General features: G+C 59.5%; 20 protein-coding genes. 19 read left to right on the top strand and 1 reads right to left on the bottom strand.

The features are described from left to right. Positions 1-135: 135 nt before the first annotated feature. Positions 136-1,428 (bottom strand): hypothetical protein, encoded by a 1,293-nt coding sequence (locus tag ACVILL_RS00155; protein WP_456727276.1) that lies wholly within the window; start codon positions 1,426-1,428, stop codon positions 136-138. Positions 1,429-1,714: 286 nt separating this feature from the next. Here ACVILL_RS00155 and asnB (ACVILL_RS00150) point away from each other — a divergent pair, with 286 nt between their 5' ends. The 19 genes from asnB (ACVILL_RS00150) (at position 1,715) to ACVILL_RS00060 (ending at position 20,786) form a co-directional block, all read left to right on the top strand. Next, a complete protein-coding gene (gene asnB, locus ACVILL_RS00150) occupies positions 1,715-3,529 on the top strand; it encodes an asparagine synthase (glutamine-hydrolyzing) (RefSeq protein ID WP_456727275.1) in 1,815 nt (604 codons plus the stop codon). A 67-nt stretch (positions 3,530-3,596) separates the two neighbouring features. Further along, positions 3,597-4,829 carry a glycosyltransferase family 4 protein gene (locus ACVILL_RS00145; RefSeq protein WP_456727274.1) on the top strand — a complete coding sequence of 411 codons (1,233 nt, stop codon included), beginning with the start codon at positions 3,597-3,599 and terminating at the stop codon, positions 4,827-4,829. Between the two features lie 137 nt (positions 4,830-4,966). Next, the gene (locus tag ACVILL_RS00140) at positions 4,967-5,608 is read left to right on the top strand and encodes a winged helix-turn-helix transcriptional regulator (RefSeq protein WP_456727273.1); all 642 of its coding nucleotides are present in this window, start codon (positions 4,967-4,969) and stop codon (positions 5,606-5,608) included. Then, a complete protein-coding gene (gene nusG, locus ACVILL_RS00135; protein ID WP_456727272.1) occupies positions 5,608-6,111 on the top strand; it encodes a transcription termination/antitermination protein NusG in 504 nt (167 codons plus the stop codon). The genes ACVILL_RS00140 and nusG overlap by 1 nt, the downstream gene beginning before the upstream one ends. Positions 6,112-6,227: 116 nt before the next feature. After that, positions 6,228-7,166 (top strand): Gfo/Idh/MocA family oxidoreductase, encoded by a 939-nt coding sequence (locus ACVILL_RS00130; protein WP_456727271.1) that lies wholly within the window; start codon positions 6,228-6,230, stop codon positions 7,164-7,166. Continuing rightward, positions 7,163-7,756: an acyltransferase gene (locus tag ACVILL_RS00125; RefSeq protein ID WP_456727270.1), complete on the top strand. Its 594-nt coding sequence runs from the start codon at positions 7,163-7,165 to the stop codon at positions 7,754-7,756. The genes ACVILL_RS00130 and ACVILL_RS00125 overlap by 4 nt, the downstream gene beginning before the upstream one ends. Positions 7,757-7,760: 4 nt before the next feature. Then, the gene (locus tag ACVILL_RS00120; RefSeq protein WP_456727269.1) at positions 7,761-8,756 is read left to right on the top strand and encodes an NAD-dependent epimerase/dehydratase family protein; all 996 of its coding nucleotides are present in this window, start codon (positions 7,761-7,763) and stop codon (positions 8,754-8,756) included. Then, positions 8,699-10,669 (top strand): asparagine synthase (glutamine-hydrolyzing), encoded by a 1,971-nt coding sequence (gene asnB, locus ACVILL_RS00115; RefSeq protein WP_456727268.1) that lies wholly within the window; start codon positions 8,699-8,701, stop codon positions 10,667-10,669. Before ACVILL_RS00120 ends, asnB (ACVILL_RS00115) begins: the two co-directional genes overlap by 58 nt. Further along, complete coding sequence (locus tag ACVILL_RS00110) at positions 10,669-11,550, top strand: ABC transporter permease (protein WP_456727267.1); 882 nt, start codon at positions 10,669-10,671, stop codon at positions 11,548-11,550. The genes asnB (ACVILL_RS00115) and ACVILL_RS00110 overlap by 1 nt, the downstream gene beginning before the upstream one ends. Beyond that, entirely contained in the window at positions 11,550-13,310 is a 1,761-nt protein-coding gene (locus ACVILL_RS00105) for an ABC transporter ATP-binding protein (RefSeq protein ID WP_456727266.1), read from the top strand. Before ACVILL_RS00110 ends, ACVILL_RS00105 begins: the two co-directional genes overlap by 1 nt. Continuing rightward, positions 13,300-14,022, top strand: a complete 723-nt coding sequence (locus tag ACVILL_RS00100; RefSeq protein ID WP_456727265.1) for a class I SAM-dependent methyltransferase — start codon at positions 13,300-13,302, stop codon at positions 14,020-14,022. The genes ACVILL_RS00105 and ACVILL_RS00100 overlap by 11 nt, the downstream gene beginning before the upstream one ends. After that, positions 13,968-15,398, top strand: coding sequence for a hypothetical protein (locus tag ACVILL_RS00095; protein ID WP_456727264.1), 1,431 nt, complete (start codon positions 13,968-13,970; stop codon positions 15,396-15,398). Before ACVILL_RS00100 ends, ACVILL_RS00095 begins: the two co-directional genes overlap by 55 nt. Continuing rightward, on the top strand, positions 15,395-16,069 hold the full coding sequence (locus ACVILL_RS00090; RefSeq protein ID WP_456727263.1) for a hypothetical protein: 675 nt from the start codon (positions 15,395-15,397) through the stop codon (positions 16,067-16,069). Before ACVILL_RS00095 ends, ACVILL_RS00090 begins: the two co-directional genes overlap by 4 nt. A gap of 80 nt (positions 16,070-16,149) precedes the next feature. Then, positions 16,150-16,392, top strand: coding sequence for an acyl carrier protein (locus tag ACVILL_RS00085; RefSeq protein WP_456727262.1), 243 nt, complete (start codon positions 16,150-16,152; stop codon positions 16,390-16,392). Between the two features lie 11 nt (positions 16,393-16,403). Continuing rightward, complete coding sequence (locus ACVILL_RS00080; RefSeq protein WP_456727261.1) at positions 16,404-16,859, top strand: MaoC/PaaZ C-terminal domain-containing protein; 456 nt, start codon at positions 16,404-16,406, stop codon at positions 16,857-16,859. Then, positions 16,844-18,232 (top strand): ANL family adenylate-forming protein, encoded by a 1,389-nt coding sequence (locus ACVILL_RS00075; protein ID WP_456727260.1) that lies wholly within the window; start codon positions 16,844-16,846, stop codon positions 18,230-18,232. The genes ACVILL_RS00080 and ACVILL_RS00075 overlap by 16 nt, the downstream gene beginning before the upstream one ends. A 24-nt stretch (positions 18,233-18,256) precedes the next feature. Then, positions 18,257-18,988, top strand: coding sequence for an SDR family NAD(P)-dependent oxidoreductase (locus tag ACVILL_RS00070; protein WP_456727259.1), 732 nt, complete (start codon positions 18,257-18,259; stop codon positions 18,986-18,988). Then, a complete protein-coding gene (locus tag ACVILL_RS00065; protein WP_456727258.1) occupies positions 18,985-19,593 on the top strand; it encodes a hypothetical protein in 609 nt (202 codons plus the stop codon). Before ACVILL_RS00070 ends, ACVILL_RS00065 begins: the two co-directional genes overlap by 4 nt. 59 nt (positions 19,594-19,652) lie before the next feature. Next, positions 19,653-20,786 carry a DegT/DnrJ/EryC1/StrS family aminotransferase gene (locus tag ACVILL_RS00060; RefSeq protein WP_456727257.1) on the top strand — a complete coding sequence of 378 codons (1,134 nt, stop codon included), beginning with the start codon at positions 19,653-19,655 and terminating at the stop codon, positions 20,784-20,786. Positions 20,787-20,881 lie beyond the last annotated feature (95 nt).

Here is a 20,881-nt window from a genome sequence, read left to right as displayed (position 1 = left end):
ATAGCATCCGGTCCGCCGAGTAGCCGAGCCACGTGTCGTTTCGAACGACGACGTCGCTGGATGCTCCGAGCTGCCGTTCGGCGCGCGATAGCACCCAGGGCTGATTGCCAACGTTGACTGGTCCGTGCAGGATTTTCATGCGCGCGTGTTCGCGAACTCGCCGACTTGCTTCATCAGGCCCAACTGCAGATCTTCGGGAAGATCCGCGGTTTCACAATAGAGCCGTCCGAGCCGCGCCGCGACGGCTTGCAGGCTATAATGTGCTTCTACATAGCGGCGTCCGGCCGTGCCGATGGCATTCAGGTCGAGTTCACCCCTCAAGCATCGCTTCAGCACATCGTAGATTTCGTCGGGACGCGTGTTGACGATCGGGCAGGTCGCGGGATCGATCATCATCTGGTCGTTACGCAGAAAGCACAAGACCGGCTTGGCCATCGCCATCGCCTCGAGCGCGGTATAACCGTGAAAGCCGGCGACGAACTGATCCGCGACCACGTGCGATGCGCCGAAAAGCTCGATGACCTTCTTGTTGGGAACCCCCTGCACGGAAACCAGCTCGATCTTCTCCCCCTCCTTGACCAGTCGGTCGATTGCCTCGATCAGGAGCCGGGTTCCCTTGAAATGTCCGTGGTTCGGTGCATGGGCAACTTTCAGGACATCGCCAGGTTCGTAGACCGGAGGACTGGCGATCAATTTGGTGGCGTCAATCGGCCAGTAATGCAGGTCGCGGCAGCCGGGGACGTAGGCCACCATGTCGCCCATCGCGAGCTGTGCAGTCGCGCGCCCCTTCAGGCGATCGATCGACGAGGCGTGCATCTCGGTCGTGCAAACGCAGAATTTGCCCGGTGTCGGGCACTCCTCGCACAGGTTCGGCTGACCGAGCTTCAGCGTGATGTCTCGTGCTCTGACATCGGCACCGTAGGCATAGGTGTAGAGCCGTTTCCCCGACTTGACGAGCAGGTCGAGTTCCTCGGGGTGGATGCCGTAGCGCGCGTCGCTCAGCATCAGGCCGCGGTCGTAGAAGTAGTTGAAGATGTCGAACCGCAGCAGCGCCCATGCCAGCACGAGACGGCGAAACAGGCCGAGAGCGCCCGGGCTTCGCGTCAGGCGAAGAAATCCCTCGAACAGGATGAGGTTGATGTCAAACGACCTCGTCACATAATAGGTGTTGAACACCAGCGATGAGGAATGAAATCCCAGCATGCGGTCGCACCGCGCAAGGAGCGGCAGGGTGAGGATTGGCGTGGAGGCCCAGAGCGTGCGCACCTTTCCCTTCGCGAGCCGCCGCTCGGTCGCGCGCCGCGCTTTTCGAATGAGCGTGCGAGTGGCAAAATCCGCGATAGCAGACCGCATCGTCCAGTCAGGTTTAGCGACGTCGCCAGCCTGAAGCGTGGCCTCGTTTGGGGCTGTCGATCTGAACGGGTTCAATGTCTCTCACTCGTAGTGTTCGTCGGCGCCACGTTTAGCATACATTTGATCTGAAGCGACCGCTGAACGGGTCGTCGCGATCTATTGGACCTTGGTTGCAGGCGCGGCTTTTAGGATCGGTCAGGTCCGAGGCCCGGCGGTGTCCCCACTGGGCGGATCGGCTTCGACACGTTGACGTTCAATGCATGAACGGGCTAAGAGGGCAGCACCTGTAATCAATGCGCACATCATCTGATGCGGCGGTCACGTCGAGCCGCGTCATCGAACCAATCTGGATAGGCATTTCGTGTGCGGCATATTCGGCCTCGTCGACAAGACCGGATCCGTCGATGCCCGTCGCGTGGACGAGTTGACCGATCTCGTGGCGCATCGCGGACCGGACGGGCGCGGCGTGAGGGTCAAGGGCAATGTCGGGCTGGGGCACCGCCGGCTGGCCATCATTGATCTGACCGACGACGGTGCGCAGCCGATGCGCGACAGGCATTTGCCGGTCTGGATCACCTATAACGGCGAGATCTACAACTATGTCGAGCTCCGCAGCGAGCTCGAGGACCTCGGGCACGTTTTCTTCACCGCTTCGGACACCGAGGTGCTGCTGGCCGCCTATATTCGCTGGGGCACGCAATGCCTCGAGCGCTTCAACGGCATGTGGGCGTTTGCGATTCACGACGAGCGCGACAATACCCTGTTCTGCGCCCGCGATCGGTTCGGCGTGAAGCCGTTCTATTACGTCGATACGGCAAGCCAGTTCGCGTTCGGCTCGGAAATCCGCCAGCTTCTTCCGTTGATCGAACGCCCCGTCGCCGATGACGATCTGGTCAACGATTTTCTCGTTTGCGGCCTGACCGATCATACCAATCGAACTTTCTTCAAGGGCGTCGAAAAGCTGCCCGCCGGACATTGGATGCGCGTCGATATATCGACCGGTGAGATCGAGATGCAGCGCTACTATTCGCTGGCTCCACGCGCGCCCGAGGCCAGTGAGGAAGGTACAGCCGGATTGCTGCGGGAGCTGCTGGACGACGCGATACGTCTGCGCCTCCGGTCGGACGTTCGCGTCGGAACCTGCCTGTCGGGCGGGCTGGACAGTTCGAGTGTCGCGACGCTGGCGGCAAGACGTTATGCGCCAGGCTCCAATGAGCGCTTCTTTGCCATCACTGCCGTGAGTGAGCAGGAGAGCAACAATGAAGAGGCCTACGCAGCCGAGGTTGCGGCGAAATCGGAACTGAACTGGTTGCGCACGAAGCCCGGCTACGAGGATTTCGCGTCGACGGCGGACGCCCTGCTGGACGTCCAGGAGGAACCGTTCGCCGGCCCTTCGATCATGATGCAGCACGAGGTGATGAGGTCCGCGCGAGCGAATGGCGTGATCGTGCTGCTCGACGGCCAGGGCGGCGACGAGACGCTGCTCGGGTACCATCGCTACTATGCCGCCTGGCTGCTCGAACATTTGCGTCACTCCGGTTTGCGTGGATTTTTTTCGGCCTTCCAGGCCGCAACGCAGGCAGGCGTTTCGCCCCGGCGACTGCTGATGTATTTGTTCGGCGCCAGCTCCGCGGGCCTGCGCGGAGCCTATTATCGCTGGCGCTATGCCTTCATGAAGAATCCCGGCTTGCCGGAGCCGCTGCGCCGCTTTGCGCGGACGACGAAGGATGCACAGGGCATGCAGGTGCTCGAGATCACTGAAACCAATCTGCCGATGCTGTTGCGGTTCGAAGACAAGAATTCCATGCGCTTTGGCGTCGAAACCCGGCTGCCGTTCCTCGATTATCGCTTCGTCGAATTCGCGTTGGCGCTTCCGACGCGCATCAAGTTGAACAAGGGGTGGGCGAAATGGCCGCTGCGCATGGCCATGAACGATGTTCTGCCTTCCCGCATCAGCTGGCGGAAAGACAAGATCGGTTTTGCCGCACCCGATCAGCTATGGCTGACGCGGCATTCGGCGGCGATGTACGACAGGGTGATCGCCAGCGAGCTACTGGCCCGCTATGTCGACATGCCGATGCTCAAACGGAAGTTTCATAAGCTCGATCTCGGCATGCGCTGGCGGCTCTATTGCGTTGCGCTCTGGGGCGAACGATTCCGGGTCCAGGCGCCATGAGGATTTTGTGTTCTCGGATTTGCCCCGTCGACATTGCCGCTTGCCGGTCCTTTCTTTGAGTTGATCGATGAACATCTGGCTGTTGCATCCATTCGCCGGAGGGCCGGGTCTCGGCCGTCACTGGCGGCCGTTCTGGCTGGCGGATGCCTGGGGGAAGATGGGGCATCGCGTGGTGGTGGTCAGCGCGAGCTTCCATCACCTGCACAGGGAGCCGCGGGCGCCGGGGCCTAGCCGCATCAACGACGTCGATTTCTGGTTTCTCGACACCCCGCGCTACGGCAGCGGCAGCGTCGGCCGGCTCTGGAATAACCTCTCGTTCGGGCCGCGCCTTCGCGCGGGCTCGGCCGCGATCGCGAAGCAGTTCGGCGCGCCGGACCTCGTCATCGCCTCGAGCCCCCACCTGTTTTTCATTTCGGCGGCGCATCAGGTCGCGCGGCGATTTGGCGCCAGGTTCTGGGTCGAAATTCGTGATTTGTGGCCGGAGAGTATCATTTCGCTCGGCATGACTCCGGCGTGGCATCCGCTGATGAAAGCGCTGAGCTGGCAGGAGCGGTCGGCCTATCGCATCGCGGACCAGGTGGTTTGCCTCTTGGCGGGTGCGGAGCCGCATATGCGGGCGCGCGGTCTGCCGGCCGGCCGGTTCCTGTGGATCCCTAACGGGGTGTCCGAGACTGAAATACGGAGCGCGCAGGGTATCGAGACTCTGAGTCACGGGCTCGTCGACCGCATCAATGCAATGAAGCGGCAGGGCCGGCGGGTCGTGCTCTACGCAGGCGGCATGGGGCCGCCCAACGCCATGGAAGTCATCGTCGATGCCGCGAAGGCGCTCGGCCGGACGAACCCCGAGATCTATTTCATCATGATCGGCTCCGGCACGTCGCGGGCCGAGCTGAAGCAGCGGGCAGCAGGGCTCGCCAATGTGGAATTCCAGGATGAAGTCGATCGATCGATCGTGCACGGCATGCTCAACGCATCCGATTGCGCGGTCGTGTCCTTCCACAAGAACGCGCTCTATCACCATGGCATCAGTCCGAACAAGCTGTTCGATTACTGCCTGTTCGCGGCGCGCAGTGTCATTGCCTGCGAGCAGCGGGCCCTTGACGGGCTCGAAGACCTCGTGACCTCGCGATGCGAGCCGGATGATCCTGCGGTGCTCGCCAGATCTCTCGTCGCCGCGCTGGACGGTCCGACGCGTCCGCAGAACGAACGGATCGCGGTCGCGCGGCGCTACAGCTACTCCGTGCTCGCGGCGCGATATTTGGTTCAACTCGACCTGGCCCAACCAGGTGATCCTGTGTGATCTGTGACTGCCTTGCCACAGGCCGTGGAACAAAAATACAATATAAATCAGTATGTTGCTTTGTTCATCGCGTGAACGATTTTGCTTGACGTTCATTGTGTGAACGCGCTACCAGCCTTCCCCAGGGGAAAGGCGAGATGGCGAGCATTCTACCGACCGGTGACAACGACAGCGATCGACTCGTGCTCGGTTTGCTCACCTCCGTTGAAGAGGATGGTGCGCGTTCGCAGCGGCGCATCGCGGCCGAACTCGGCGTCGCGCTCGGCCTCGTCAACGCCTACCTGAAGCGCGCGGTCAAGAAGGGCTTCGTGAAAGTCGGCCAGGCGCCGGCGCGACGATACGCCTATTACCTGACGCCCCAGGGGTTCTCCGAGAAATCGCGGCTGACCGTCCAATTCCTCTCGTCGTCCTTCTCGCTGTTTCGCAAGGCGAAGGAGGAGTACGGCAGGATCTTCGATCGTGCCCAGGCGCTCGGCTTCAGGCGGGTCGTGCTGGCCGGCAAATCCGACCTGTGCGAAATCGCGATCCTCTGTGCGGTGGACGGGCCGATCTCCATCGTCGCGATCGTTGATCCCGACGAAGCCGAGACGCGCTTCATCGGCGTCAAGGTCGTGCCGTCCTACGCAATGATCGATGAGCCGTTCGATGCGGTCGTCGTTACCCATCTGACTGACGCGGCGAGTGCGTTCGACCAGGCCGTGAGCAGCTTCGGGGCAGAGAAGGTGCTCGCGCCGGACCTGCTGGGACTGCGTCCTCCGCAAGCCAAGGGGGCGGCGTGATGGCGTCCGGCTGGTACGTGGTCCAGACCCAGGTCAATGCCGAGATCAAGGCGGCGGTCAATCTCGGGCAGCAGGGCTATTCGGTCTATCTTCCGCGCTATCTGAAGCGCCGCAGTCATGCGAGGAAGGTGGAGACCGTGGCGCGTCCGCTGTTTCCGCGCTACCTCTTCGTCGCGATCGATCTCGCAGCCCAGCGGTGGCGCGCCATCCAGTCGACGCTCGGTGTCTCGCACCTCGTGTGCGTGGGCGACCGGCCGGCGCTGGTCCAGGACAGCGTGATCGATGCCTTGAAAGTGCGCGAGGACCGGAGCGGCTTCATCGAGCTGGCGCGCCGCGCCGCCTTTGCTCCGGGTGACAGGGTTCGCATTGTCGATGGCGCGTTCGTCGACAGTCTTGCGCTCGTGGAAGGCGTCAGCGATCACGACCGCGTGGCGGTTCTCCTGAATATGCTGGGCCGCAAGGTGCGGGTGTTTGTCGGGGCGGAGCTGCTCGCCGCGTCATGAATTCTGTCTGCCGCCAGCCGGCAGGCATTCGTTGAGGGTAGGGCTTGGGGAGGTTCGATTCACCCCAAGTGCGGTAGCTTGCCTGAAGCAAGCGCGACGTTCGAAAGGGAGATTTCATGGCGACCTACGCGTTGATCGGCGCTGCCGGCTACATAGCGCCGCGGCATATGCGGGCAATGGCCGAGACCGGCGGCAGGCTCGCGGTGGCCTATGATCCCAACGACTCCGTGGGCATCATGGACAGCCATTTTCCGGATGCGGAATTCTTCACGGAGTTCGAGCTGTTCGACCGCTACGTCGATCAGTCGCGCAGAGTCGGCCGGACGATCGACTACGTCACCGTCTGCTCGCCGAACTACCTTCACGATGCGCACTGCCGATTTGCGCTTCGGTCGGGCGTCGACGTGATCTGCGAAAAGCCGCTGGTCCTCAATCCCGGCGACATCGACGAGCTGGCGGCCGTCGAGCGGGATACCGGCCGGCGTATCTCCACCATTCTGCAGTTGCGCCTGCATCCCGCGATCATCGCGCTGCGCGATCGCTTCGCCAACACCGGCAAGCGTCACAAGGTCGAGCTCACCTACATCACGTCGCGCGGGCGCTGGTATCACACGTCCTGGAAGGGCGCCGAACCGAAGTCCGGCGGCGTGGCCACCAATATCGGCGTGCACTTCTTCGACATGCTGAGCTTCGTGTTCGGGCCCGCCAGCCGCAACGAGGCGCATCTGCGCGAGGCGGAGCGGGCCGCCGGCTCGCTCGAATGCGAGCGCGCGGATGTGAGCTGGTTCCTGTCGCTGGATCGCAACGACCTGCCGGACGGCGTGAAGGGCAAGAAGACGACCTATCGCTCCATCATTGTCGACGGCGAGGAAGTCGAATTCTCGGAAGGTTTCACGGACCTGCATACGCGCAGCTACGAGGAGATCATCGCGGGCCGGGGTTTCGGCCTCGACGAGGTTCGCCCCTCGATCGATATCGTCTCCACGTTCCGCACCGCGCCGATCGTCCGGAGCAATGGCGTTCACGCCTTTGCCCAGAAGGTGATGCACCGATGAGCGAGATGCGCGAGGATCCGCGCTTTCCCGGCGCCTCGATCCATCGGTCGAGCTATGTCGACGATGGCGCCGTGGTCGGGCGCGGCACCAAGATCTGGCACTTCAGCCACATTCTGTCGCGCACGATCATCGGAGAGAACTGCTCGATCGGGCAGAACGTCATGATCGGTCCGAACGTCAGAATCGGAAACGGCTGCAAGATCCAGAACAACGTCTCGATCTACGATGGCGTCGAACTGGCGGACGACGTGTTTTGCGGTCCGAGCTGTGTCTTCACCAACGTGAACAATCCGCGGGCGGACGTTTCGCGCAAGGATGAGTTTCGCAAGACGCCGATCGGGCGCGGTGCGAGCATCGGCGCCAATGCCACGATCGTCTGCGGGCACTCGCTTGGAGACTATTGCTTCATCGGTGCCGGCGCGGTGATCACGAAAGACGTGCCCAATTTCGCCCTGATGGCAGGCAATCCGGCCCGCCGGATCGGCTGGATGAGCAGGGCGGGTGAGCGGCTGGGTGACGAACTTGTGTGCCCACGCACCAACCGCCGTTATGAGCTTCGCAACGAAACGCTTGTGGAAATCGAAGGCTGAGAAAATGGATATTCGCGGAAAGAAGTTCGTCGTGATCGGTGGGGCAGGGCTCATCGGGTCGCACGCAGTCGACCAGCTGACCAAGACCGACGTCGGCGAGATCGTGATTTACGACAATTTCGTGCGTGGCACGCATGAGAACCTCGCCGGCGCGCTGCGCGATCCCCGGGTCAAGATCTTCGAGGCCGGCGGCGACATCACGCAGACCGATATCCTTGATTCCGCGATGAAGGGAGCCGATGGCGTGTTCCAGTTCGCGGCACTCTGGCTGCTGCAGTGCCATGAATTCCCGCGCACGGCCTTCGACGTCAACGTCAAGGGAATGTTCAACGTGCTGGACGGCTGCGTGCGCAACGGCGTCAAGCGGCTGGTCTGGTCGTCGTCGGCGTCGGTGTATGGCGATGCCGTCGAGGAGCCGATGTCGGAAGATCATCCGTTCAACAACAAGAATTTCTACGGCGCGACGAAGATCTGCGGCGAGGCGATGGCCCGCGCCTACCACTTCCGCTACGGCCTCGACTATGTCGGCCTTCGATACATGAACGTGTACGGGCCGCGTCAGGATTACCGGGGAGCCTATATCGCCGTCATCATGAAGATGCTCGACGCGATCGATAAGGGGCAGGGCCCGACGATCCTCGGCGATGGCTCCGAAGCGTTCGATTTCGTCGCGGTGGAGGATTGCGCGCGCGCCAACCTTTGCGCGATGGGCGCCGATGCAACGGACCGTTTCTACAACGTCGGTACCGGCAAGCGCACCTCGTTGAAGGAGATCGCCGAGAAGCTGCTCAATCTCACCGGCTCCAATCAGCCGATCAATTATGCGCCGCGCAGCCAGGCGACGCTGGTCCGCAATCGCATCGGCTCGCCGGTGCGCGCACAGCAGGAGATCGGCTTCACGGCGGCCATCGATCTCGACGAGGGCCTGCGGCGGCTGATCGAGTGGCGCAAGAGCCATATCGATCAGGTCGATCAGCGCCGCGCCAAGGCGCAGATCTAGGCTCCGGACATAACCTCAAACCGATCGGCCAGCATCCCATGTGCGGTATAGCCGGATTCCTTCACCGAGACGGGCAGCCAGCTTCAATAAAGGCCCTGATGGCGATGACTGATATCATCGCCCATCGCGGCCCCGACGGTGAAGGACATTACTGCGAAGGGCCGGTCGGTCTTGGCCACCGGCGGCTGTCGATCATCGATCTGACCGACGCCGCGCGGCAGCCGATGGAGACCCCGGACGGCAGATTCGTGCTGACCTACAATGGCGAGATCTACAACTTCAAGGAGTTGAAGATCGAGCTGTCGGCACGGGGGCACCGTTTCGGCTCCACGGGTGACAGCGAAGTTCTGCTGCATGCGTTTGCGGAGTGGGGCGTCGACGCGCTGCTGCGGCTGAACGGCATGTTTGCCTTTGCGATCTGGGACAATCGTGAGCGACGGCTCACGATCGCGCGCGACCGGTTCGGCGTGAAGCCGGTCTACTATGCCGAAGTGGATGGCGCATTCCTGTTCGGCTCCGAGATCAAGGCATTCCGGGCGTTCCCCGGCTTCGCGACGCGCATCGATGCACGGGGACTTGCGGAGTATCTGTCGTTCCAGAATTTCTTTACCGACCGGACGCTGTTCGACAAGGTTCGACTGCTGCCGGCGGGATGTTACATCGAGATCGGACTGGATGATCGGCGTCCCGTCGAGCCGAAGCGGTATTGGGATTTCCGGTTCGAGGAGCCGACGCAGCAGATCGACGAGCGCGATGCGGTCCATGAACTGGATCACCTGTTCCGTCAGGCAGTCAATCGTCAGCTGGTCAGCGATGTCGACGTCGGATCCTACCTGTCGGGCGGTATGGATTCGGGCTCGATCACTGCGCTCGCGGCTGCGCAGCTGCCGTTCATGCGGACATTCACCATCGGGTTCGATCTGAACTCGGCGTCCGGCGTCGAACTTGGTTACGACGAGCGGACCAAGGCCGAGTACATGTCCTACCTGTTCAAGACCGAGCACTACGAGATGGTGCTGAAGGCGGGCGACATGGAGCGCGCCCTGCCGACGCTCGCATGGCATCTCGAGGAGCCTCGGGTCGGCCAATCCTATCCGAACTTCTACGCTGCGAAGCTGGCTTCGAAATTCGGCAAGGTGGTGCTGTCCGGCACCGGCGGAGACGAACTCTTCGCCGGCTACCCCTGGCGCTATTATCGCGCCGTCGTGAACGACGACTTCGATCACTACGTCGAAAAATACTTCGGCTTCTGGCAACGGCTCGTGCCGGGCGAGCTGCTTCCCCAGCTGCTCCGCCCGGTTTGGAACGAAGCAAAGGACGTGGCCCCGGAGGAGATTTTCCGAGGCGTGTTCCATGAGCACGCGTCGCTGCTCACGCGCCCCGAAGACTATGTCAATCACTCGCTGTACTTCGAGGCCAAGACGTTCCTGAACGGCCTGCTGATCGTCGAGGACAAGCTTGCCATGGCCCATGGCCTGGAGAGCCGGGTGCCGTTCCTCGACAACGATCTCGCCGACTTTGCGATGCGTCTTCCGGCGCGCATGAAGCTCGGTAATCTCACCGAAGTCGTCGCGCTGAACGAAAACGAGCCCGGCGGCAAGGCGCAGCGGTACTATGAGCGGACAAAGGATGGGAAGCTGATTCTTCGCAAAATGATGGCCCGCCATATCCCCATGGAAGTGGCTGATCGCGAGAAGCAGGGATTTTCCGCACCGGATGCCAGCTGGTTCAAGGGCGAGAGCATCGAGTACGTGAAGCGCAGGCTCTTCAGCAACAGCGCCCGCATCTACGATTTGGTCGACCGAAAGACCGTTCATTCACTCGTCCATGACCATTTGGAAGGACGGGAAAACAAGCGATTGTTGATTTGGTCTTTGCTCAATCTCGAGCAGATTATGGAAGCTTGTCTCTGATGGAATACCAAAGCGAACTCGATGTCCAATCGCATCGGATCGGATTCGTTGCAGCGCTTCATCCGAGACGATTCATCGGAGACTTGGCCAGCGGATTCGATCTTCTATGGACGACGCGCAATTTGGCCGGGGCGATGGCATCGCGCGAACTTCGAATGCGGTACGCGGGTCAATTCGCCGGCGCTTTATGGATTGTGGGTCATCCCGTCTTTCAGATGGCTGTCTACATATTCATTTTCGGGGCCGTCTTTCGGCAACGGATTGGCGGCACTTTGGAAATGCCGCGAGACTATACGACGTACATTCTGTCGGGTCTCGTCCCGTGGTTGACACTCAGCGCCATGCTCCCCGGTCTATGTGCAACGGTGGTCAACAATTCGAACCTCGTGAAGCAATTCACGTTTCGACCGGAGATTTTGGTGGTCAAGGATGTGCTGATCGCAATGGTGTTTTGGACGGTGGGAGTCGCGGTCATAACGATCTATGTCGCCGCCGCTTACCACGCTTTGCCACTGACCTTCGTTCTCTTGCCGATCGTCTTGGCGCTGACCATTTTGTTCTTCGTCGGACTGGGATGGATCCTCTCGGCAGTCGGTGTGTTTGTCCGCGATATGAAGGACGTTGCGGTCGTTCTGGTCTCGGCAGGCGTCTATGTGCTCCCGATCGTTTATCTACCTAGCTGGGCACCTGCACTTTTTCGACCCTTGATCGCGTTGAATCCGCTCAGCGCGTACATCTGGGTTTATCAGGACATGCTCTATTTTGGGCGTTTCGAACACCCGTATGCCTGGATCTTCTTTGCGATAATGTCGTTGGCTTGTTTCGGTCTGGGATATCGATTGTTTCAGACATTGAAGCCCTCTTTCGGCAAGGTCCTGTGATGAGCGCGATCACAGTTGAGGGCTTGAGCGTCGCCTACAAGCTGTATACCAAACCGACCGATGTCCTGCGCGAGGCGTTATTCGGCGGTCGTCGACACGACAAGTTCTGGGCCCTTCGCGACATCTCACTCAAGATCGCAGAGGGTGAACGCGTTGGTATTGTCGGGCCCAATGGTGCGGGAAAAAGTACGCTCCTAAAGGTGATTGCAGGCAATTTGACGCCGACGAGTGGGCGCGTGCGCGTCAACGGAAGGATATCGTCTTTGTTGAGCATGGTGCCGGCATGGGACGAAAGCGCAACCGGGCTCGAAAATATCCGTTTCAACCTTCTTCTGCAGGGGATGTCTCCTTCCTCGATCAGCCGAGCTATTGAGGATATCGTAGATTTTACGGAGTTGGGTGCGTTCATTCACCAGCCGGTCAAGACATACTCGACCGGCATGGGTTCTCGACTCTCTTTCGCTATCGCGACAGCGACAGAGCCGGAGATTCTGATCGTCGATGAAGTGCTCGGTACAGGTGACGGGTACTTTGCCGCAAAAGCGCACCGACGCATGCAGGATTTTTCTGCGCGGGGCCGAGCGCTTGTGCTTGTCAGTCACTCGATCGCTGCTGTCCAACAGATGTGCTCGACGGTTATCTGGATGCAGAACGGCGGCATTCGCGCGGTGGGAGATGCGCAGTCGGTGTTGGCCAAGTATGAGCTCGACTATCGTCGGAGCGAGGACGAAGCAACCCGCGGCAAGGCCATTCAGGCGGGAATGGTTGTGTCATCCAAGCCGACCCCCGGCGAGATTGGCAAGGAAGCGATACGCCTTCGAGTCGTGCCGTCAAACGGGTTGCGCTTTTCCTCTACGCACTATGTCAGGGAAGCGAGAATCGTGAACGACCTCGCGGGGCTTGACTTCAAGCTTCCGCTGACAATCGCGGCAGATGACACCGATGGGTTTGGCTCGCTCGACTTGTTGTCGAGCGAATGGGGCCGACTGCACGAACGGTATGGCGAAGAGTGTCGCATCTTGCAGCGTGCGTCGGGCCGCAATCCTGGAGGACAGATCGTCGTTGGTCACGAACTTGCGCTGGCCTCGCCTTCAGCAGTAACGACGTTGGACGTATCGTTCGACGTTGCTTCGCGGGAGCCGGAATCGCTCGTGATCGAGGTGCTGGATCTTCGTGCCGGGGCCTGGAAGCAGGCGAAGTTGCTGCGGAAGGAAGACCTGGAAGACGGGTGGCAGCGGCTGGACTTTCGCGTTGAAGTTCAGCTGCCCGAAGACGAGATCGCGTTTCAACTCCGTGAGAATCTGGTCAAGCAGGCAAAGAGCGAAGTTGAAATTACGCATGTCGAAATGCGCGTCTCCGGAATATCTGCGCATTCGGTCACGGAGCGCGAAGGCTTCGAAATCGTCGTTGACACCGTTTTCAACGAGAGTCCCCCTGTTGCTGACGTCGGCATCAAAATCAGCCGAATGGATGGCACATACGTTTACTGGCAGTCGTCCGGAATGGCAGGTGCCAATATCTACGAGGGTAACGGACGTCGCAGGGTGGTCTTCGAGTTTGAAGACAATGTGTTTGGAGCCGGCGAATATTTCATCAACGCCTATGTGGCGGATGGTTGGAAGTTCCCGGAAAACTATCCGTATTCGCAGGTCTTTCACCGTCTGGTGAACGCGCTCTCGTTCCGGATCGTCCCGTCAGACAAAGCCGTCGATTGCGGTGTCGTCGCAAAGTTGTTTCCTGTGAGGATCGATGAGCTTTGAGCTGAGCGAAAAATCCTGGGCGAGAATTCATGCTTACCAGCGAGAGGAGATCGCGCGTCTGGCAAGCGACGAGGACCACGCCAGTGTCGTGTCCCGATACCCGCACTATTCCCGCATCGGCGATTTGATTGGGTCAGGTCCGGGACGCGCATTGGAAATCGGATGTGGACCGGGCCGTTATGTCGCGTTGCTTGCCAGCCTGGGTTGGGACGTCGTTGGAGCAGATCCGTGCCGCTTTCCAACTTGGGAGGTCATAAGTGGATACCGTCGCGTTACGTGGGACGAGGGTATTTACGCAGAGAAGCTGCCATATCCGGATCGTTCATTTGACGCAGTCGCCTGCCTCGGTGCATTGCTCTACTTCAAAGATCCCAAGCTGGCATTCTCGGAGATCTTTCGTGTTTTAAAGCCGGGGGGGCGGATATTGGTCCGCTCGGTAAATCGGACAAACCTGTTCCGGTTGGTCCATCGCAGAAACATCGATCCCGCGACCATTACCTCGTACTCCGAACGAGAGCTTGCCGACTTTGTTCAGTCTTCCGGCTTCGACGTCTCGTCGACGTTCTCTTACGGATTTTATCCGCCGATTCTTCCTGGTTTATGGTGGTACCTAGTTAATGGAACCATACCGATTTCGGCCCAGGATGCGATCTCGGCATGTACACCGTCGCGATACCGCGTGAACGTAGTCGTTGCCGGCACGCGTCGATGAACGTACATAGCGACTGGATCGAGCACCATCTGAAGGTATTCGGTTGTCGCGCGGTCGAAAAGAATGCGCCGGTCGTGCTGTATCGGGCCACTGAGGCCAATCTAGCTCTGGCGAGAGAGGCTCTCGGACGTGGAGTGGCAGTGGTCGCAGTCCTTCCGGAGGTGGGATTTGCCGGGGGGTTTGATGTGGTGGTCGATGAGGGCACGACCTGCGCGCCCAAGGTGCTGAAGGCCGATATGGCGGGATCGAAGCCATGGAAGCGGTTGCGAACGTTACATCCCTATATGCGATTCAAATCTGTAGTTGGAACGTCCGTAGTGTCGGACGACGACGGCATGCCTGTGTGGCTTCACCGCAAGATGAGTGCATCGGCCTCGATTATCTTTGTGGGTACCGATCTCGCGTCCGATCTCATCCGCTATCGGCAAGGCGATCCAGCAGCCGCGAACAATCGGCCCACAGATGCCGTGTGGGGCTTTGCCGGCGAGCGGCCAAACTATCTTTTCGAAGGCCAGCTTGCAGGGGAGAGCTTGCGCGAGCGGCCTGCCGACTGGTGGTGCGAGGCGCTAGCCGACGCATTGGCGCGCCTGTGCGGGGTAAACAGGTTGCCGATGCTGCCGAATGGGGCGGCCGGTGCCATCATCGTGACCGGCGATGATGACCAGGCGGCACTGAGTTGCTATGCCCAACAGCGAGAGGCGCTCGGATCGACGCCGATCACCTACTATCTTCATCCCCTTACAAAGCACACCGCGAGCACGCTAAAGCAACTTGGATCAGGCAGGAGGCTCGAACTGGGGCTTCATCCCGATGCCCTTGAGCGCCCCAATCGATATGCCGATCTTTTCGCCGAGCAGGCAAAATGGTTTGAGCAGTTGACCGGAGAGAGTGCGCGGACCGTACGAAATCACGGCTTTCTGAACGATGGCTATTGGGGACATGCGACGGCCTGGAATGCTCATGGCGTGATGGGCAGTTCCAATTTGCCAGGGCTCGACGGCTGCATCATCAATGGTTCGTTGTTGCCGTCCAGGCTTTTGCTAGATGACAAGCTGACTGAACATTGGAGTATCCTGACTGCGATCGGTGATGGGGTCGTATTTGTGCATGGTTGGGATGATCGTCAATCGGCCAACTGTATCCTTGATCTGGCTGACCGGATTCGCAACGATGGCGTGCCCGGTGTGATTGTCGTCAATCTGCATCCCGAGAACATTGATAAGACTCGCGGGATGCACCAAGCAGTTCGCAAAGTTGTTGAGGACGGCTTTGTTCCGTGGACGATGAGCGAGTGCTTTGAGTGGTTCGCACGCCCACGGCAACCGGAAGTTCAACAGCGGAAACAACCATCCTTCCTATGGTGGAGGAGACAATGAGTACAACTCGTCAGCGCCTGGTTGTGCTTGGGGGCCCTGGTGACGGGCTTGTCATTGCAGAGGCCATTCACCAGGCTGCTGCAGCGGGGCAGGCGGTTGAGCTTGTCGGCTTCCTTAATGATGCGTTGCCATCAGGCACGACGTTGCAGAATGTCCCGGTCCTTGGACGTTTCGAAGACTGGCGGCAACTCGATTCCGATGTGCTGTTCTGCCCTGCGGTTCAAAAGGTGAAGGATATGCCGGCTCGGGTGGATAGGATCGAAAGCCTCGGAATTCCGGATCAGCGCTGGGGAACCGTCATTCATCCGCGAGCTGTGGTGGCATCTGATGTTGAAGTCGGTGTGGGCGCCTTCGTTGCCTCTTGCGTCACGGTTCAGCCCGGATCCCGGATAGGCCGATTTGCCAGCCTCCGCGCCGGAGCAGTTCTCGGCCACCACAGTATTGTCGATGATCACGGCTATGTCGGACCGAATGCGACGATGTGTGGGCGAACTGTCGTATCGTACGGCGCTCATCTCGGCCCTGGGGCCGTTCTGCTCGACAGCCGCACTCTCGGACCATTCTCTGTCGCAGGAATTTCGGCGGCGGTTACCAAGGACGTGCCCGAATATTGGGTTGTGTTCGGAAATCCAGCCGTGCGGGTTGGTACGGTTCGAAAACGTCAGAGATAAAAAGCTACCTGACCAGCGTCATGTTTGGATCAAGGAAACATGGTCGCTCACGCTAATCATCTCGTATCGAGGGAGGATGTATGACGGACGTTCGCGCCAAGATAGTTGAAATCATCAACGGAATAACGCGGCCTGCAAAGGTCGGAAATTCCGATCCCGAGAAGTCGTTGCTTGCCGAAGGGCTCCTGGACTCTCTCGATTTTGCGAGCGTGCTGATGGCCATTGAGGACGAGTTCGACCTGGTTCTGCAGGATGCCGACGTAGAGGACTTGAATTCGATCAACAAGCTGGTCCAATTCGTTTCGGTCCATGCGACCGCGTAGGTAGGTTGGCTGTGCCGCGACCGCCACAACTTGTTCTCGTCACCGATGAAACTGCAGGCAGAGCCCTGACGATCGATGATATCGTCGTTGGCGATACGGTCGAGCAGCAGTTTGCATTCGATCGTCCAGCGCGTGACGCCTTTGCGGCCGTTGCAAACGATCGTGCACCTGTTCACGACGACGAGCGGTTTGCTCACAGCAAGGGATTCGGCGGTCCTATCATTCAGGGGTTCTGCGTTGCTGCGCGCTTCTCCCGGCTGATTGGAATGTATCTCCCGGGCGAGCACGCAATTCTGCAAGGCGTCAATATCGCTTTTCGGCAACCCACCTATGAAGGGCAAGCTGTTCGTTTCCGAGTGAGCGTAACGCGAGTCCTTCGGCCCATGCGGGTCATCAAGCTCAGTCTTCTGACGACATCAGATAGCGGCGACCATTTGGAGGGTGAAGCGCAATGTCTGATACGGTAGCGAGGAACGCGTCATCTGTAGCATGTCTTCTGGAGCGCCTGGAGAACCGACGAGACACTCCGGCGTTGGCGATCGGCAAGTCGGAAATATCGACCGGTCAGTTGCTTGCGGCAATGTCGGCTTGGGAAGCGGATATCTTGGCGGCGGGTATCGCGCCCGGCGAAATCTGCGGTTTCGAGGGGGAATATGGCGTCGAATCGATAAGCCTGATCCTGGCGTTGTTGAAGCTCAAGATGGTTCTCGTTCCCTTCAGCTTCGGTGTTCGCGAGGAGCGCGCACGATTGTCGTCACTTGCCAGAGTGAAGTGGTTTATCGATCCGCTCACAAGAGGAATTGCGCGACAGGGCGAACTGGAGGGCAGCGATCATTCGCTGATTGAGGAACTCAGGACCCAGGAGCATCCAGGTCTCATCGTATTTACGTCTGGATCGTCCGGAACTCCCAAGGCGATCCTCCACGACGTCGAACGTGTCGCCTCGAAATTCCTAAAGCCGCGCAAGCCTTGGCGCATGCTGTTGATGCTGCTGATCGATCATTTCGGGGGAATAAACACGCTTCTGGCCTGTCTGTTTGACGGTGGGGTGGGGATATGCGTGCACAACAGATCGCCCGAAGCAGTGTGTCGGGCAGTATCGGATGGGCGGGCCGAATTGCTGCCGACAACGCCAACGTTCCTGGGCGTGCTGATCGGTTCAGGTCTTTGGAGAAAGTATGATCTCTCTTCAATTAGTCTGATCACCTACGGCGCCGAGCCCATGCCACCCGCAACACTTCGGCGAGTGAGGGAGGTCTTCCCAAATGCCGCTCTCAAGCAGACCTATGGCTTGTCCGAGCTTGGGGTCCTCCGCTCCTCGTCACCTGACCCTGAATCTCTTTGGATAAGGATTGGGGGGGATGGTTTTGAGACGCGGGTGATCGATGGTGAACTCCACGTTCGATCGGCGTCATCCATGCTCGGGTACTTGAATGCGCCAAGTCCGGTGAACTCCGATGGTTGGATGAGCACCGGCGATCTGGTCGAGGAAAACGGCAGCGGATTACTGCGTTTTATTGGCCGTAAGACCGAGGTTATCAATGTTGGTGGGCAGAAGGTCTTCCCACTCGAGGTCGAAGACGTGATCCTCGAACTGGACGAAGTTGTAGAGGTAGCCGTTCATGGGGTGCCTCATACTCTGCTCGGCAACGCAGTCGTTGCGCGCGTAGCCCTTCAGCAGCCTGAAAGTTCAGATGAGGCAATTCAGAGAATCCGCGATCATTGTCGAAGCCGTCTGCAAAAATACAAGGTCCCAATGCGGTTCGAGATTGTCGACCACTCATCACTAACGACGATGCGGTCGAAAAAGGTTCGAGCCCGCCCGACGCCGGAGAACTGACGTGGTGTGCACGAGAATTTCCAGATGAATGACAAGCGCAGCATTTTGGTAAGTGGCGGAAGTCGAGGCCTCGGCTTGGCGCTTGTGAAGACCTTCCTGGCAGACGGACACCGGGTCGCATCTTTCAGCCGCCGGAAATCGAGCGAGATTGCTGCGCTCCTCGACGATTATCCGGATCAGTTCGTCTTCTCTGAGTGCGATATGACGGAGACCGATCGGTTCAAGGAACTCATTCGGAACTTTGAAAGGCGCATCGGACGGCTTTCAGGCCTCGTCAACAACGCAGGGATCGTGGCGGAGGAAATTCTGGCGCGGCAGGATGTCGGCGACATCGAAAGATTGCTGGCGGTCAATCTCGCAGGACCGCTGCACCTTACTCGCGCCGCGGTCCGTGGCATGATGATCAATGGTGCCGGAGTGGTCGTGAATATTAGCTCGATCGTCAGTGTCAGTGGATACAAGGGGACCGTTGCCTATTCCGCCACGAAAGGCGGGATCAATGCAATGACGCGCGCCCTGGCCAGAGAGCTTGGTGGTCGGGGAATCCGGGTAAACACCGTGGCGCCGGGCTATATGGAAACGGATCTTGTTGCCGACATGGATCCCTCGAAATTGAAGCAGATCGTGAGGCGAACTCCGCTGGGCAGAGCCGGGACAGTTGACGATGTTGTCGGGATTGTTCGATTCTTGATGGGCGAAGAGGCGCGGTTCATCACCGGGCAAACAATCGTTGTCGATGGTGGCTTGACGGCTTGAGCGAGATGCAGACGCTTCTCATTGAACCAGCGGCCGCATTTCGAGGCTCGCGCGACTATGTGCACTCCACCGATATCTATGAAGAAATCATGGTGGGTGCCCGCTATCACGGTATCCCGCTCGATTGTGGCTTCGACCTGAGAATTCTTCGTAAGATCTGCTGTCGTCCTGTCTATTCCTTCGTAAGGGATGGAGACGTTGATACGGCTGACGCTGCGGCTATCGCCTTGCTTCCAGGATCTCCCTGGCAGGTGAAGATCATCGAAACAACGGAGCCGGTTCTGGCACGGAAGAGCTACGACGAGCAGAAGATCTTCGACGCGTCCAGGATTGCGGGAAACCGGATATCACTCGAGGAACCGGTTGGGATGAGACCGATCGAGGTTGCTACGGCTCTCTCGGTAAACTTTCACAAATCCAGCTTTCCGCCGGATCCCGGCACGCGCTGGCTCCTGGCGCGGCTTGAGTTGTCTCGACTGTTTCGAGACGAGGATTCTGTTGGTCTTGCTATCGAGCTTGAACGCAGGGTCGGCAAGAAGATGACCCGATCTCGTATCGTATCGGCGGACGGCGTGATCGGAACCCTAACGTTTATCCTGGCATAGTGGATGAAGGTGCGTATCGACCCCGTCCTCCATATGCCGCATTCAGCCGAGGCGCTCAATTGAACATCACCGAGCCGAGCTTTGACGAGAGCGAAATCGCCATCCTGCGGGAGTGTCTCAACTCGAAATGGGTGACCCAGGGCCCATTAACCGAACGCTTTGAGAAGCTGATCGCAGCGAAGCATGAAGTAAGGCATGCCCTTGCGTGCACGTCGTGCACCGCCGCTTTGCATCTGGCTACCTTGGCCCTGAAACTTGGGCCGGGCGACGAGGTGATTGTCCCGGCCTTCACCTGGGTGACAAGCGCGCATTCCGCCGAATATGTCGGTGCAAAGCCTGTCTTCGTCGACATCGATCTGTCGACCTTCAATATCGATCCGGAACGGCTGGAGGCGGCGATCACGCCGCGGACGAAGGCGATCGTCGCGGTCCACCTGTTCGGGCTCGCTGCCCCGATGGATGAGATCAAGGCGATTGCGGAGCCTCGCGGCATCGCCGTGATTGAGGACGCGGCATGCGCGATCGGCACGACCTACAAGGGCAGGCCGGTTGGCGCGATCGGCGACATCGGTTGCTTTTCCTTTCACCCGCGCAAGGCGGTTACGACGGGAGAGGGCGGCGCCGTGACTACCAATCGCGATGATCTTGCCGAGCGCGTGCGATCGCAACGGAATCACGGCTCCACCGGCGCTCCGGACGCGTCGATCGAGCCGCACGGCCCATGGACAATGGCGACCTTTGACAATCTCGGCTTTAACCTGCGCTTGTCGGATATTCAGGCGGCCGTCGGGGTGGCGCAAATGGGCAAACTTGACCGGCTGCTGTCAGAACGCAGACGCCTCGGGCGTCGTTATTCCGAGCTGCTGGCAGGGAACAATTCGATTGTGCGACCGCTCGGCGGAGACGTCGAGGGGCATGCATTTCAATCTTACGTTATTCGAGTCGCTGACGGAGATCGCGCACGCCGCAACGCAGTGATGGCGACGTTGGCTGCCGCAGGAATTCAAACCCGACCGGGCACGCATGCGGTGCATCGGCTCGGCTACTACAAGAACAAGTATGGATTGCGGCCCGAACAGTTTCCGAACGCGGTAGTTGCTGAGGACACGACGATTACATTACCTATTTTTCCAAACATGACGGAGGAGGATCAACGTCGGGTGGTCGATTGCATTAATCGAGTGTGCACCTGAGGCACGAGCGGAGCAGTACTGGTGTTTTCGAATCTACTGCAGTCGGCTTTCCGGCTGTACGAGAGTCCGCGGTTCCCCAATCTCTCCCGGCTCGC

This window comes from Bradyrhizobium sp. USDA 3364, assembly GCF_054056355.1.
The sequence above is the reverse complement of the archived record's forward strand: the minus strand, read 5'-3'. Positions and strand labels throughout refer to the sequence as shown.

Excerpts from the sequence above, each read along its gene's own strand:
- ACVILL_RS00145 (WP_456727274.1), top strand. The coding sequence starts at position 3,597 with ATGAACATCTGGCTGTTGCATCCATTCGCCGGAGGGCCGGGTCTCGGC.
- ACVILL_RS00140 (WP_456727273.1), top strand. The coding sequence starts at position 4,967 with ATGGCGAGCATTCTACCGACCGGTGACAACGACAGCGATCGACTCGTG.
- nusG (WP_456727272.1), top strand. The coding sequence starts at position 5,608 with ATGGCGTCCGGCTGGTACGTGGTCCAGACCCAGGTCAATGCCGAGATC.
- ACVILL_RS00130 (WP_456727271.1), top strand. The coding sequence starts at position 6,228 with ATGGCGACCTACGCGTTGATCGGCGCTGCCGGCTACATAGCGCCGCGG.
- ACVILL_RS00125 (WP_456727270.1), top strand. The coding sequence starts at position 7,163 with ATGAGCGAGATGCGCGAGGATCCGCGCTTTCCCGGCGCCTCGATCCAT.
- ACVILL_RS00120 (WP_456727269.1), top strand. The coding sequence starts at position 7,761 with ATGGATATTCGCGGAAAGAAGTTCGTCGTGATCGGTGGGGCAGGGCTC.
- ACVILL_RS00110 (WP_456727267.1), top strand. The coding sequence starts at position 10,669 with ATGGAATACCAAAGCGAACTCGATGTCCAATCGCATCGGATCGGATTC.
- ACVILL_RS00105 (WP_456727266.1), top strand. The coding sequence starts at position 11,550 with ATGAGCGCGATCACAGTTGAGGGCTTGAGCGTCGCCTACAAGCTGTAT.
- ACVILL_RS00100 (WP_456727265.1), top strand. The coding sequence starts at position 13,300 with ATGAGCTTTGAGCTGAGCGAAAAATCCTGGGCGAGAATTCATGCTTAC.
- ACVILL_RS00095 (WP_456727264.1), top strand. The coding sequence starts at position 13,968 with ATGTACACCGTCGCGATACCGCGTGAACGTAGTCGTTGCCGGCACGCG.
- ACVILL_RS00090 (WP_456727263.1), top strand. The coding sequence starts at position 15,395 with ATGAGTACAACTCGTCAGCGCCTGGTTGTGCTTGGGGGCCCTGGTGAC.
- ACVILL_RS00085 (WP_456727262.1), top strand. The coding sequence starts at position 16,150 with ATGACGGACGTTCGCGCCAAGATAGTTGAAATCATCAACGGAATAACG.
- ACVILL_RS00075 (WP_456727260.1), top strand. The coding sequence starts at position 16,844 with ATGTCTGATACGGTAGCGAGGAACGCGTCATCTGTAGCATGTCTTCTG.
- ACVILL_RS00070 (WP_456727259.1), top strand. The coding sequence starts at position 18,257 with ATGAATGACAAGCGCAGCATTTTGGTAAGTGGCGGAAGTCGAGGCCTC.